This window comes from Corynebacterium sp. HMSC056F09 (assembly GCF_001815785.1).
GTDB classification, from domain to species: domain Bacteria; phylum Actinomycetota; class Actinomycetes; order Mycobacteriales; family Mycobacteriaceae; genus Corynebacterium; species Corynebacterium hiratae.
Window position 1 is genome coordinate 167,149 of sequence record NZ_KV821915.1, and the last position, 13,802, is coordinate 180,950.

Annotated in this window: 13 protein-coding genes; 5 read left to right on the forward strand and 8 right to left on the reverse strand. The window is 62.0% G+C overall.

Translation table 11 applies throughout. The annotated features are described in order from the left end of the window. Positions 1–3: 3 nt before the first annotated feature. The 6 genes from murF to mraZ all read right to left on the reverse strand — a co-directional run bounded on the left by murF (position 4) and on the right by mraZ (position 7,798). Positions 4–1,539, reverse strand: a complete 1,536-nt coding sequence (gene murF / locus HMPREF3056_RS04595) for a UDP-N-acetylmuramoyl-tripeptide--D-alanyl-D-alanine ligase (protein WP_070754203.1) — start codon at positions 1,537–1,539, stop codon at positions 4–6. Beyond that, on the reverse strand, positions 1,536–3,089 hold the full coding sequence (locus tag HMPREF3056_RS04600; protein WP_070754205.1) for a UDP-N-acetylmuramoyl-L-alanyl-D-glutamate--2,6-diaminopimelate ligase: 1,554 nt from the start codon (positions 3,087–3,089) through the stop codon (positions 1,536–1,538). Before HMPREF3056_RS04600 ends, murF begins: the two co-directional genes overlap by 4 nt. Before the next feature lie 48 nt (positions 3,090–3,137). Beyond that, positions 3,138–5,006, reverse strand: a complete 1,869-nt coding sequence (locus HMPREF3056_RS04605; RefSeq protein ID WP_070682168.1) for a peptidoglycan D,D-transpeptidase FtsI family protein — start codon at positions 5,004–5,006, stop codon at positions 3,138–3,140. A gap of 289 nt (positions 5,007–5,295) precedes the next feature. After that, positions 5,296–6,150, reverse strand: a complete 855-nt coding sequence (locus tag HMPREF3056_RS04610; protein ID WP_070754207.1) for a cell division protein FtsL — start codon at positions 6,148–6,150, stop codon at positions 5,296–5,298. After that, on the reverse strand, positions 6,147–7,190 hold the full coding sequence (gene rsmH, locus HMPREF3056_RS04615) for a 16S rRNA (cytosine(1402)-N(4))-methyltransferase RsmH (protein WP_070754209.1): 1,044 nt from the start codon (positions 7,188–7,190) through the stop codon (positions 6,147–6,149). The genes HMPREF3056_RS04610 and rsmH overlap by 4 nt, the downstream gene beginning before the upstream one ends. A gap of 173 nt (positions 7,191–7,363) precedes the next feature. Then, positions 7,364–7,798, reverse strand: a complete 435-nt coding sequence (mraZ, locus tag HMPREF3056_RS04620; RefSeq protein ID WP_046647963.1) for a division/cell wall cluster transcriptional repressor MraZ — start codon at positions 7,796–7,798, stop codon at positions 7,364–7,366. Positions 7,799–8,335: 537 nt separating this feature from the next. Here mraZ and HMPREF3056_RS04625 point away from each other — a divergent pair. The 3 genes from HMPREF3056_RS04625 to HMPREF3056_RS04635 are packed head-to-tail and all read left to right on the forward strand — an operon-like array spanning position 8,336 to position 10,789. After that, a complete protein-coding gene (locus HMPREF3056_RS04625; protein ID WP_070754210.1) occupies positions 8,336–9,484 on the forward strand; it encodes an ABC transporter permease in 1,149 nt (382 codons plus the stop codon). Beyond that, the gene (locus HMPREF3056_RS04630) at positions 9,481–10,158 is read left to right on the forward strand and encodes an ABC transporter ATP-binding protein (protein ID WP_049155242.1); all 678 of its coding nucleotides are present in this window, start codon (positions 9,481–9,483) and stop codon (positions 10,156–10,158) included. The genes HMPREF3056_RS04625 and HMPREF3056_RS04630 overlap by 4 nt, the downstream gene beginning before the upstream one ends. A gap of 46 nt (positions 10,159–10,204) precedes the next feature. After that, positions 10,205–10,789, forward strand: coding sequence for a TetR/AcrR family transcriptional regulator (locus tag HMPREF3056_RS04635; protein ID WP_070754212.1), 585 nt, complete (start codon positions 10,205–10,207; stop codon positions 10,787–10,789). Positions 10,790–10,819: 30 nt separating this feature from the next. Here HMPREF3056_RS04635 and HMPREF3056_RS04640 read toward each other — a convergent pair whose 3' ends face one another. Both HMPREF3056_RS04640 and HMPREF3056_RS04645 read right to left on the reverse strand, forming a co-directional pair. Beyond that, on the reverse strand, positions 10,820–11,227 hold the full coding sequence (locus HMPREF3056_RS04640; protein ID WP_046647959.1) for a DUF3040 domain-containing protein: 408 nt from the start codon (positions 11,225–11,227) through the stop codon (positions 10,820–10,822). A gap of 154 nt (positions 11,228–11,381) precedes the next feature. Then, positions 11,382–11,825 (reverse strand): SAV_6107 family HEPN domain-containing protein, encoded by a 444-nt coding sequence (locus HMPREF3056_RS04645; RefSeq protein ID WP_070754214.1) that lies wholly within the window; start codon positions 11,823–11,825, stop codon positions 11,382–11,384. Positions 11,826–12,093: 268 nt separating this feature from the next. Between HMPREF3056_RS04645 and HMPREF3056_RS04650 the strand changes: the two genes are divergently transcribed. Then, positions 12,094–12,666 (forward strand): GNAT family N-acetyltransferase, encoded by a 573-nt coding sequence (locus HMPREF3056_RS04650; RefSeq protein WP_070512448.1) that lies wholly within the window; start codon positions 12,094–12,096, stop codon positions 12,664–12,666. Positions 12,667–12,709: 43 nt separating this feature from the next. Continuing rightward, a complete protein-coding gene (locus HMPREF3056_RS04655; RefSeq protein WP_046647956.1) occupies positions 12,710–13,801 on the forward strand; it encodes a polyprenyl synthetase family protein in 1,092 nt (363 codons plus the stop codon). Position 13,802 lies beyond the last annotated feature (1 nt).

The following is a 13,802-nucleotide window of genomic DNA, read 5'->3' on the forward strand; positions in this document are numbered from 1 at the left end:
CGGCTAGCTGTGGTTCAGCTGTTCCGCGACCAACCAGAGGCGCTGTGCATTGGAGGCCTTAATCAAGACCACGTCCTTAACGCTACGGCTAGCCCAATCGTCGACCCCTACCGGGGCCGCGCGCAGAATGCCGTCGACCGCCCGAGCGGCAGCCGCGGCATCGGCGCACACCATTGTATTTATACCTTGCTGCGCAGCCGCCTCAGTCATTGCCCGACAGTTGGGGTTCTCCCCCACCGCGACGAGGTGCTCCACGTGGTATTTGGCCAATATCTCCCCGAGCTGGCGGTGCGATTGTTCGGCATCGCTGCCGAGCTCTCCCATCTCACCAAGCACCGCGATGGAGCGGGCATCGGGGCGTGCTGCTGCGGTATAGGCCAAGGCGGCAATCGCCGCGCGCATCGAATCCGGGTTGGCGTTGTAGGAATCATCAATGATGGTGACGCCATCGCGGCGCGTGCGCACGTCCATGCGGTGCTCGGAGGCTAGGCGGTGCCCAGACAGCGCAGCCGCTACCGTGGCTGCCGATACCCCCAGCTCGATGGCTGCGGCTGCCGCGGCCAGTGCATTAGACACCTGGTGGGAACCAAATACCTGCAGCTTCACTGCAACTGGCTCAGCGTTGGGGCTGTGGAGGACAAAGGAGGGGCGGGCCACGTCATCGAGCTCGATGTTGGTGGCATAGTACTGTGCCGCCGGCGCGCCGCCGCGGCGGTTATCCGTGGAGTAGTACACCACTTTGGCCCCCGTGCGCGTCGCCATTGCGGCGACGAAAGGATCGTCGGCGTTGAGGACGGCCACACCGCCCGCTTCCGCGCTCGGCAGAGCCTCCACCAGCTCTCCCTTGGCCTGCGCGATATTCTCGCGCGAGCCAAACTCGCCGAGGTGCGCGGAGCCGACGTTAAGGACCACGCCGACGCGCGGAGCGGTGATTTCGGTGAGGTGGCGGATGTGCCCGATACCGCGGGCCGACATCTCCGCCACGAGGTAGCGCGTGTGCTCATCACAGCGCAGAGCCGTATACGGAAGCCCAATTTCATTGTTGAAGGAGCCGGGCGGGGCGACGGTCTCCCCCACCTCGCGGAAGATGGTGGCGATGAGGTCCTTGGTCGAGGTCTTGCCCGCCGATCCCGTCACTCCCACGATGGTCAAATCCTGCTCTGTCGCCAGCCGCTGCGTTACTGCGCGGGCCAGCGCGGACAACGCCTCGACGACGGCGGCGGCGGAGCCATCGACATCGTTGGCATAGATATCGGCGTTGGCTCCGTCACCTTCTACGCGTCCGCGCGGCTCCACGACGATGGCGGGTACACCCACCGGCCGGGCAGCCAAGACGGCGACGGCTCCCTTCTCCACCGCGGTGTGGGCGTAATCGTGGCCATCGACGCGGGCTCCGGGCAGTGCCACGAAGAGTCCACCCGGAGTGACCTTGCGAGAATCGAACTCAACAAAGCCGGTCACTGGGGTCTCTGGCTCGTCGACGCTATCCAGGCGGCCGCCCGTGATCTGAGCTATCTCAGCGAGGCTTAACGCAATCATGCTTGCTCCTTGGATTCTTCGGTACTCAGGGTAGTCGCTGTCATCGCGGCATCAAGTGCACGCGCCATCTCTTCGCGGTCGTCGAAGTGGTGGACGGTATCACCAATCAGCTGTCCTACTTCGTGGCCCTTGCCGACGACGATGACGGCATCGCCCGGCTGTGCCCACGCCACGACCTCGTCGATGGCTTTGGCACGGGAGCCGACCTCCCGGATATCGGCCTCCGGGTTCGCTTCGCGCGCTCCCGCGAGCACTGCCGCGCGGATAGCTGCTGGGTCCTCGGTGCGGGGGTTGTCATCGGTGATCACGACCATATCGGCGCCCTTCGCAGCAGCCGCCCCCATGAGCGGGCGCTTGGAAGAATCGCGGTCACCTCCCGCGCCGACGACAATGCCGATCCGGCCGCTGCTGCCTTCCAGCTGCGCACGCAGGGTATCGAGGACCGCGGCGACCGCAGCTGGCTTGTGCGCATAATCGACCACGGCGACAAACTGCTGGCCGCGGTCGATGCGCTCCATGCGGCCCGGAACCGCCACCTTTTCTACGCCTTCCAAGAAGACGCGCGGCTCGATGCCACTGGCTGCGGCCATGCCGGTGGCCAAGGCCGCATTGGCGATGTTGAAAGTGCCCGGCATGGGCAGCCGGAATTCATAGGAACCAGCGTGCTCTCCGGTGGACACCGTCAGCTCCACCTGCTGTGCGCCGGTGGCCTCAGTGCTGAGTTGGCGGGCGGTGATGTCCGCCTCGGTGGCCTCCGCGCTCGTGGACACTGTCATGACCGGACGCGCCGCGGCGCGCTGCGCCATGCGTCGCCCCCACTCGTCGTCGACACAAACAACGGAGCGGTAGGCGGCCTGGGGACCGTCGAAAAGCATGGCCTTCGCCTCGAAGTAATCCTCCATCGTAGGGTGGAAGTCGAGGTGGTCCTGGCTCAAGTTAGTGAATCCGCCAACGGCAAAGCGCGTTCCCTGGACGCGGCCCAGGGAAAGCGCGTGAGAGGACACCTCCATGACCACGTGCGTTACCCCTTCGTCCACCATGCGGGCGAAGAGCTCTTGCAATGTGGGGGCCTCTGGAGTCGTCAGCGAGGTAGGCACCGGCTCCCGGTTAATGCGAGTGCCCGTGGTGCCGATCAGGCCCACCGACAAGCCCGCGTGCAAAAGCCCCGCTTCCAGCAGGTAACTCGTCGTAGTTTTACCGGACGTACCCGTCACGCCGAGAATGGTGAGCTTTTCAGTGGGGTGCCCATAGATCTCCGCGGAAACGTGTCCGAGGATGGCGCGGATATCCTCGACCACGAGAAGTGGGCGTGTTTCTCCCGCTTCGGCAAGGATGCGTTGGCCTTCCGGGTCGGTCAGAATCGCGGCTGCTGCGGTGTCTGCGGCATACCGTGCGCCATGAACGCGCGTTCCCGGAAGCGCAGCGAAGAGTCCACCAGGTGGCAGGGTTGCAGAGTTTAGTCCGCAGGAGCCCACGGTGGTCGAGGCATCCCCGATCACGGTGCCCGAAGAGATTTCTGCTAAGCGCTCAAGGCTGATGCTGCTGGTCACGGTGCGTCCTCTTCTCTATCTCTGTAGGTTATTCGCGGCCGGAACTATCTATTCGGCACGCAAGGTCAGGTGCGGTGCTGGTGGGGAAGGCGGAATATTGTCACGATCAAGCAGCCAGGATGCGATATCACTGAACACAGGCGCTGCAGACTGGCCGCCGGAGCCATCGTCGTTGACACCGGATTCGGGCTCGTCCAGCATGACTGCGACGACAAAGCGGGGATCGTCGGCAGGCGCGATGCCCGCGAACGTGATCCAGTACTTGGAGTTCGAGTATGCTCCCGTCTCCTCGTCGACCTTTTGCGCGGTACCAGTCTTGCCGGAGAGCTGATAGCCCTCGATCTGCGCGTTGCCGGCTGTACCGTTGTTCAGGCCCTGCGGATCCTCCTGGAAGACCGCACGGAACATGTCCACGACAGTGCGCGCGGTTTCGGGACTGACCACCCGGGTGGTCTCGGGCTTCTCTAGTTCTTCCTTAGTCCCGTCAGGCGCGGTGATCGAATCAATGATGCGCGGCTCGATGCGCTCACCGTCATTGGCGAGGGTCTGGTAAATAGAAGCCAGTTGCAGGGCAGTCCATGACTGGCCCTGGCCGATGGGCAGGTTAGCGAAGGTACCGCCGGACCACTGCGAACGATCGGGCACCAGGCCAGGTGACTCGTTAGGCAGCTCAATTCCGGAGGTCTGACCGAGACCGAACTTCTTGAGGTAGTCAGCGTATTTGTCTTGGCCGAGGCGGTCGGCCAACATCAGCGTTCCCACATTCGACGACTTACCAAAAATGCCCGTCGTAGTATAAGGCTCGACGCCGTGCTGCCAGGCATCGTTCACAGTCACCCCAGCCATGTCGATGGAGCCGGGAACCTGGAGGACCTCATCGGGGTTGGTGAGGCCCTCCTCAATGGTTGCCGCGGCGGTGATGATCTTTGCCACCGAACCCGGCTCAAAGGGGTGGGATACGGCGAGGTTGTCGAAGGTCTTATCCTTCTCCAGCTGCTTTTCGATGTCCTTGTTCGGGTCGATGGTGCCGGTATTCGCCATAGCCAGAACCTGACCCGTGGCGGCATCCAGAACGACTGCCTCGGCGCTCTTTGCCTTCGAATTAGCCTTGGCCTTTTCCAGCTTCTGCTGAACGTAGGTCTGCAGATCCAGATCGAGCGTCAACGTGACGTTCTTGCCGTCGGTGGTGGGCACCTGATCGCGAAGGGTACCGGGAATGACCTGACCGCTGGCTGAAACGTCTTCGGTGGAGCTGCCGTCAATACCCGTCAGTGTGGTATCGCCGGAGGCCTCAAAGCCGAACTGGCCTTGGCCGTCCATGGATACCTTGCCGATGACGTTCTCTGCGATAGCACCATTGGGGTACTGGCGGATCTGCTGCTCATCAGCGGCGAGACCGTGGTAGTCCTCGGAGATGGCCACCGCGACATCCGGATCGACGTTGCGCACGAGGACCTCATATTGAGTATCGGCACGGAGCTTGTCCATGATTTGCTCCGAATCCACGTCCCCGGCATCGATGCCGGCTTCCTTCAGTTTGTTCGGGATGCCCTCCGACATGTCAGTGAGCCGCTCTGTCACCTTGTCGTCGAGGAAAGCCTCTTTGGCATCGGGTGCCAACGACTCAAAGTGAGCCTCGCCGGCGGCCTTTTGCTCTTCCTGTTCACGGAGCTCATCTCGCAGGCGCGTAGGTGACACGGTCAAGGACCGGGCGCGCATCGTGTAGGCCAACCGCTGGCCGTCGCGCGCGAGGATCTCGCCGCGCCCGGCCGTATCGACATAGACGCGGGTTCTCTGCGCAGCGGCCTTCGCCGCCAAGTCAGGTCCCCACACGATCTGGACCCACGCGAGGCGCCCCATCCACGCCAGCATCACCACGAGCAGCAAAGCCGCGATGACGTGTACACGACGGCGCATCGTCTTCTGCTGGCTCATGAAGGGCTTGCCGGTGCGCGGATTCCGTGAACGGGTCGCGGGAACGACGCGGTCGGCGTCGTAACGCTGCCGTGGTTGGTGAGAGGTACCGCGCGGTTGGGCGGCACGGGCGGCGGAAGCGCGCCTCGGGCGCGGGCCACCGGAGTGTGGTGGGGTCACACGTCACCTTTCTGTCTGCAGCGAAGATGGGTCAATAATCAGTGGTTCATCCCGAATTGTGCCCTATTATCGCCGCCCGCCCACGCAGGCACGCGCGGAGCGGGGATGGAATCTACCCGCGGGCGGCGTAGGGAGCCTGGGCCGGGATGTCCGGCAGTTCTACGTTCCCTTCGGCCGACTGTCCGTCATTGGTGGATTCACCGCTGTCTGGGTGGCTGTCCGAACGAGACGCACCCGACTCGGCGCCTTCGCGCTCGCGGTTCCTCTCGCTCAGCGCCGGACGGGCGTTCAGGTTATCGGATACGTTCGCCGTCGCGTGTGGGTCACTCGAGGCCTGGCCCGGGCGGACCGGTTCGCCGTTTACGTCGATGACAGATTCCATATCCGGGGTGGCTTCGCGCTTCTGTTCCACGTTTCCGTCTGCGTCGACTTCCACTACGCCAGGCTGAACCGGGACGCCCATCTTGGCCTCGTGGGCGCGGCGGGCGACGTCCGACGCCGAACGCACGTTCTCCAAGTCTCGGTTCAGAGTCTCCAGCTGGTTATCGAGCGTGGATTCGTGGGCAGTAAGCTCCTGAATCTTAAAGGTCTGGGACGTCGACAGGCCAGAGAGCCACATCGCCGCAGCCACACCAGTGATGAGCAGGCCAATGGCGATGAAAGAAAGGCGAGCGAAAAGGCCAGTAACCCGCGTGGGCTGTACGACGCGGCGCCCACGATTGCTCACTACCTGCTTCGAACCGAGGCGGTTTCCTCGCAGACCCGTTCCGACCCGGCGGGCGGGCACAGTACTGCGATGCGGCGTGCGACTGGGCAACGGGGTGGTGCGGCGCCCCCGCTCCAGCAGCGCGGTTCCCTGACCGGAGAAATCAGATCCGGTGGTGAAATCGCGGCTAGCTCCCATGGTGTGGGTCCTCTCGTGGTCGCGGTGGTACGTTGCCTGTGCGGTTCGGTCTCTCAGCGTCATGGCCTACCTCCCGGTTCATGAAAAGTCGGACTGCCCTCGAGGCGCTCGAGTGCGCGTACCCGGACGGACGCTGCCCGCGGGTTCTCTGCAATCTCCTCCTCGCTCGCCTTCTCCGCGCCACGCGTCACGATGGAATAGTGCGCCGCCGTGCCCGGAAGGTCCATGGGAAGCCCCGGCGGAGTCGTCGAGGTGCTGAGCTTGGTGAAGGCATGCTTGACGATGCGATCTTCGAGCGACTGGTAGCTCATGAACACCGCGCGGCTGCCGACGGACAGGGCATCCGTAATCACGGGAATGACCTGTTCGACCGCCTCAAGCTCGCGGTTGACCTCAACGCGCAGCGCCTGGAAGGTGCGCTTCGCGGGGTGGCCACCGGTGCGACGCGTCGCTGCGGGAATCGTGGCGTACAACAGCTCAACCAAGCGGGCTGAGGTAGTAAAAGGTTCCTTTTGCCTTTCCTTTATTACTGCCGAAGCAATCTTGCCGGCAAAGCGCTCATCGCCATAGGTTTTGAGGATGCGGGCGAGGTCACCGAGGCTATAGGTGTTGAGTACGTCGGCGGCAGTCATTCCCTGGCGCGGGTCCATGCGCATATCCAGCGGGGCGTCGGTCTTGTACGCAAACCCACGCTCCACCTGGTCAAGCTGCATGGAGGACACACCCAGATCAAACAATGCCCCTGCAATGCCGTGTTCTCGCGCGATAGAAAAAATCTCATGGTCACCCTGCGCAATGGCACGACCGACCTCATCGAAGCGAGCGTTGACGCCGACGAAGCGGTCGGCGAAGGGGGTGAGACGTCGAGAAGCACTGCTCAACGAGGCGGAGTCACGGTCCACACCGATAATTCGCGCGTTAGGAAAGCTGTTGAGGAAGTATTCGCTGTGGCCACCAGCCCCCAAGGTGCCGTCCACGATGACGGCGTGCTCCCCCGCTGCTTCGACGGCCGGAGCAAGCAGCTGAGCCATACGCGCACGCATAACGGGGACATGGCCGTGGTTGTCATTCACGTCATAGGTAATGGTGCCGTTGTGGTCCACAGTTGCTGTCCCCCTTTCCATTCAGGCGCCTGAGGCCGCTATCAGATCTGTTCGATAAAAAATCGAGTGCGTATAGGGCCCTGTCCGAGGAAGGGTTCTGATGTCGGGGAAGTACACCAGCTCATCCTCCTCGGGCAGAGTCCATACACGCACTCTCTGTGTGCCAGGAAGCTCTACAGCAGCCCGGCAAGTACGTCATCGGCGTCTGCCGCCGAGTAAGCGTCTTCAGTTTGCGCCTGGTATTCAGCCCACGCGGCTGCGTCCCAGATTTCGAGGAAGTCAACCGAGCCCACAACTACGCATTCCTTCGTCAGGTTTGCGTACTCACGGTGCCCTGCGGACAGTGTGATACGCCCGTGCCCATCGGGACGTTGCTCGTCCGCACTCGCTGCCAAGTTACGGATGAACGCACGCGCTTCTGGGTTGGTACGTGACACGGCCGCCGCTTTCCTAGCTCGCGCCGCGAACTCCTCCCGCGGGTATACCGCGAGCGAATGATCCTGACCTTTGGTGACCATGAGGCCGCCAGCCAGTTCTTCGCGAAACTTTGCCGGAAGCGTGAGCCGTCCTTTGTCATCGAGCTTGGGAGTGTAGGTGCCGAGAAACATCCCCGGGTCCACCTTCCTGTCACTCGAAAACTCCGGATTCCTCTCGCGACAAGAGAGCAACTCTCCTCCGCTACGCCCCACTCTACCCCACTTTCCCCCACCTCCCACACCTTTATCACCACAACAATCTGCGTGTCGGAATAACATTGCAGGTCAAAGGCAATTTTTCCAGTGGGAAGTTTTCCCAGCCCCCCCTTGACACGCCCCTCAAACAGGCCCATTTCCACGTATTCACTCACGTAACTTTGACCCCTTGGCATGTAATTTTCCCCACCACCCCCATATTCCTGACGTTTTCATCTTCCCACCACGCTCCAAAGGGCCTCTAGGCCCACATTCCCCGACCGGCGCGTAGCGCAGGTGGGGCAAAGTGGGGGAAATCGGGAAATCGCACAAAAAGTCTCCCCTCCCCGCGCAAAATGCCCGCACAAGTTTTAGAAACATTGCGTCGCCATGATAGAAACATCATGTGGCCATCTTGCGGCACGCAGGGTGACACGCCAACTCACTTCACCCCACACACTAGGAAGTTCCTTCATGTATCTAGCTTGGCGCGAGATGCTCTTCGCGCGTACCCGATTCCTCCTCATGGGCGTCGTCCTCGCACTCATGTCCATGCTCGTCGTTATCATCTCCGGTCTCACCGCAGGCTTGGTCAACGACGGCGTCTCCGGCCTCAAGGCGATGGAGAGCGACGTCATCGCTTTCGCCGATGGCACGCAGAAAGACTCTGCATTCACCCGCTCCGTTGTCGATGCCTCCGATGCCGAGTCTTTCTCTCAACTAGAAGGCATGGACCAAGCCACCCCCTTGGGCCTGACCATTGCTAACGCCCACAACCAGGACGGCACGGCGGTGGACCTCACGCTCTTCGGAGTAGAACCTGACTCCTTCATCGCACCGGCAGGCTTGCCCCCAATCGACACCGCCCGGGCAGACGGCAAACCAAGCAACACGAAGCACGACATCATCCTGTCCTCCACCCTGCAGGACGAGGGGATCGAGGTGGGCGACACCATCACCCTCGACCGCTTGGACATCCCCCTCGACGTCATCGGCTTCACCGACAACCAGCGAACCTTCGGCCACGTCGACGTGGCCTACCTGCCGCTAGATATCTGGCAGGAGGTTCACGCCGGCGGGCGCCACGGCGAAGCCGTCAACCCCGAAGCCTACGAGGAAGCATCCGTCATCGTCGCTCGCACAGCGGATAAGCCCGATACCGATGCTCTCACCGAGCGCTCCGGCCTCGACGTTCGAACTCTCAAGGAGAGCTTTGATTCCTCCCCCGGCTACACCGCCGAAATGATGACCCTTTCCATGATCACCTGGTTCCTCTATGTCATTGCCGCGCTCGTTACCGGCGCCTTCTTCCTCGTGTGGACCATCCAGCGCGCCGGCAATATCGCCACCCTTCGCGCAATGGGCGCCACCAAGAGCTTCCTGCTGCGCGATAGCCTCGGCCAAGCGGTGGTCATCCTCCTCGTATCAATCCTCGCCGGCGCACTCATCGCCGTTGGCCTGGGCAGCCTCCTAGAGAAAACGGCTATGCCCTACGCCACCGAATTCAGCGCTGTCATCAATGGCGGTCTCATTCTCTTCGTCGCCGGACTGCTCGGCGCCTTCATTGCCGTCGTCCGCGTTACCCGAACCAACCCCCTCGCAGCCCTAGGAGAAAACCGATGAGCCACGCTTTGGAACTGAAAGACGTCACCGTCAGCTACAGCGACGGCGATTCACACGTTAAGGCACTGAATTCCGTCGATCTCACCGTCGAGGCAGGCGAGTTCGTAGCCGTGGTTGGCCCCTCCGGCTCCGGAAAGTCCACACTGCTCGCGGTCGCAGGCGCCTTGACTACGCCCGATTCCGGCCAAGTCCTCGTCGCGGGCGAGGACATCGTGCCGCTGGGCGACTCCGAACTGGCGCAGATCCGCCGCAACCACATCGGCTTCGTCTTCCAGTCCTCTGGCAATCTCCCGTCTGCGCTGACGGCGGAGGAGCAGATCGAATTGGCCAGCAAGGTCATCGGCAAGACTGGGCGCTACTCCAGCGCCCAACTGCTGGAGAAGGTCGGCATGGCGCATCGCGCGAAGCACCGGCCCGGCAGTCTTTCCGGCGGTGAGCGCCAGCGCGTCGGTATCGCGCGCGCACTTGTGGGCGATCCACAGGTGCTGCTCGTCGACGAACCCACTGCTGCCCTCGATCGCGCACGGTCCCAAGAGATCGTGGCGCTGCTAGCCAAAGAATGCCACGATTTCAACGTCGCGGGTGTCATGGTCACCCACGACTACGACGTTCTTGGTCACTGCGACAAGGTCTATGAAATGGTCGATGGCCGCTTGACCCCGTCCGCCAAGTAGGCACCAGAATGGAAAAAGAATGCGCAGCTTAACGTAGACTTAGCGCATGCCGAAGATCACTGAAACGACAGTAGCCGAGCACCGCGCCGTCCAGCACCGCGCGGTGCTCGAGGCTGCCGAAAGGTTGATCGTCAACAACCACGGGGCAGTCCCTACCTTGGCGGAAGTCGCTGCGGAAGTAGGCCTTGCCCGCCCCAGCGTTTATCGCTACGTCTCATCCCAACACGATTTGTTGGTGCAGCTGCTTATCCAGGCCACACAAACGTGGAATGAACAGCTCGAAGCTGCCATGCAGGTGGCCCCTCCAGAGCCGACGGAGCGCATCCATGCTTACGTGGACGCCACTCTCGAACTTTTCCTCCATGGCACGCACGGCCCCCTCATGACCGCCGCGCAGCACTTCCCCCAGGCTTTTGCGGATGAGGCGGTGCAGCAGTCACATGGTGGCTTTGCCTCAATCGTTAACGAGTTTTGCCCTGGTGTTTCCAAAGCGGATATCTCGCTGCTCAACGCCGCCATCGTTCGCGCATCAGAATTGGCAGACCGCTCGCCCGAGCAGCTCCCGGGCATAACGCAAACCCTGTACGCCATGGCCAATGTCATCGTGCCACAGCCCTCCGACTCACAATAGAGCGAAGGGCTGCTGGTGGGTTTCTAGCGCTTAGTTTCCTTCGAAACGGCGGCGGAAGTTATCTTCAAGGCGGTTTCCAACGTCACTGCCAGCCTTCTTGGACTGCTTGTTGCGCCGCTTAGCGGATGCTGGTGCGCCGGCGGCAACCAGAGAATCTTCCGAATTTCCGCGCAGCATCCACACACCGGATCCAAACATGACCAAAAAGCCAAGTACGGAGAGGATAACGAACCACAGGGACTGCTGGGCCAACGCGATTCCGCCCACCATCATGCACAGACCGACAACGATTAAGGCCACCCCACGGAGGGTGATGGCACCCGAGTTGCCGCCGAAAGAAGTTTCACCGGACACAGACGCGCCAAAATCAGGATCGTTGGCCAGCAACGATTGTTCAATTTCACGCAGCGCTTGCTGTTCGTGCTCAGAAAGGGCCACAGCGTCCTCCGTAATGATTTGGGTTTAGGTAGTGGAACTGGGAACTATGTTTACTACCTCTATAACGTCAAGGATAGCGAGATAGTTCCCACAAAGACAGTCCATAGTTTTTGGGCATCCCTGCACCCCTGCTACCGGAGCAATCACGCCCTCACTAGGCGGCCAGCCCACCGAAGCCCAGCTCAGATTCGGTCGCGTCCACGTAACGTGTGGCAAGCGCCAAGTACTGGTAGACCGTATCCGCAGCGGGCACCGGTTCCATTCCGGAGGCCACGCGCGAGCGCACGCGGGAATAGTCTGTGAATTCTGCGGCCCATTGAGCATCCGCCGGACCGATAAGAGCTACCTGCTCCCATGCAGAGGTAGGCAAGCGCCGACGGCGCGACACCGCAGACGCCGCCACACGCGCGCCCGCAGCACGAAGCGAGGCGCGGTACGCCATTTCAAGAGCGTCCTCGAACCGCCCCTCCGCAGCGCTACGGCGCGCATCCACCAACAGATCCAACGCTTGACCGAGGAAGCGGTCACGGCGCACGCGCTGCATCGCCTCCCTGTTCCGGCCCCGAGCCGCTGCCGTTGCTGAAATTACCTGTGCCATAACCTCTCCTCCTTGGGCTGCTTCCTGAGCTTGTCAATGAAGACTGTGCTGTTGACTTTCTGCTGCTGTTCGCTGATGAGACTCACCGTAAAACCACCTTCGTACATCCACCTCTAATTTTAGTTCATGTGTTCGATTTAAACAATAGGGATGGGCGATATTTCTTCTCTTTTCGAACACGTACTCTGACTCCATGGCGGTTGGATGTGCAGAAGATAGTTTCTCTGTGCGCTTTCACATGCCTGAAGAATCTGCTGTTATTAGAGATGTGAGTTACACGCTGCGCCGCCTAAGCCCCCAAGAGTTCGCCATTGCTGTCCCGCGCTTGGTGGATATCTACATCGCGGCAATGGGCTATAGCCAGTCAGTGCGCGACGTCTCTATCTCGCGGTGGCGCGCAGATCTCATACGCCCAGGGTTTTCCTGCGTCGCGGCCACCACCGACTACGGCATTGCAGGCTTTGCCTACGGATTCTTTGGCTCTCCGGACACGTGGTGGGACAAACAGCTTCGCCGAGCGCTCACCGCCAGTGGCGGACCGACCCCGGAACAAGAAGACATTCTCCACAACTATTTCGAGCTGGCGGAGATTCACGTGCTGCCTGAAGAACAGGGTCGCGGCTTAGGGCGCGCACTGCTCGAAGCCTTGGCGTGGAACCTTCCCGCGCGCTACATCCTGCTTTCCACTCCGGAAGTTCCCAACGAGGCAAACTCCGCCTTCGGCCTCTACCGCAAGATGGGATTTAGTGATTTCCTTCGCCAGCTCTACTACCCCGCCGATGCGCGCCCCTTCGCCATCCTGCAATCGACGGTGCCGCTGACACCAGCCGACACCGCTTAACCTGGCGGCAATCCGGCATAGCTACCCAGGTAAAGTAGCAGGCGTGACTACACCGCAGATACCTTCCTTGAACGACATCCCCGCAGCCGTGCGCGAGGAGCTTAAGCTTTTCTTGGACAGTCAGCGCGACGCCATCGCGGCCATCGGCTCTCCGGTGGCCGACGCGATCTCCTATTTGGATTCCTTCGTCCTGGACGGCGGCAAGCGCATTCGCCCCCTCTACGCGTGGGCAGGTTTTGTCGGTGCGCACGGGCTCGACGGCACTGAGTCCCCGCAGGCAATGCTCCGCGCTGCCTCGTCCTTGGAGTTCGTTCAGGCCTGTGCACTTATCCACGACGACATCGTGGATGCTTCCGATACCCGGCGCGGCAACCCCACTGTCCATCGCGGCGTTGCTGCTCACCACCGCGAGCTCGGGCTCAACGGCGACGCTGATTTCTTCGGGCAATCGCTGGCCATCCTCATCGGTGACATGGCCCTGGTCTGGGCGGAAGACATGCTTCAAGATTCCGGCTTGAGCCCCGAGGCGCTGGCGCGCGCCCGCGCACCATGGCGGGCAATGCGCCGCGAAGTCATCGGCGGCCAGATTCTGGACATCTCCCTGGAAGCCGCCGGCTCCGAGGACGCCACGTTGGCGGACTCGGTGAACCGGTTCAAGACTGCCGCGTACACCATCGAGCGCCCCCTCCATCTGGGCGCCGTTATAGCGGGCGCACCCGAAAAACTCGTTGCTGCCTTCCGCGGTTACGGCCAGGACATCGGCGTCGCCTTCCAGCTGCGCGATGATTTGCTCGGCGTCTTCGGTGACCCGGCTATCACCGGCAAGCCCGCCGGAGACGACCTGCGCGAAGGCAAGCGCACGGTTCTGTTGTCGCTGGCCCTACAGCGCGCGGACGCCACCGATCCCGCAGCCGCCGCTGAGCTTCGCCGCCTCATCGGGCAGACGGAGGACCCCGCAGACATTGCCCGCATGGCGCAGATCATTGCTGATTCCGGTGCGCCGGACGTCGTCGAGCAGCGCATCAGCGATCTCACGCGTTCCGGCCTCGACCATCTGCACAACGCACAGGTTGACCCCGAGGTCACGGCGGTCTTGGAAGAACTTGCCCACAAGTCCACGGCCCGCCGGATGTAGC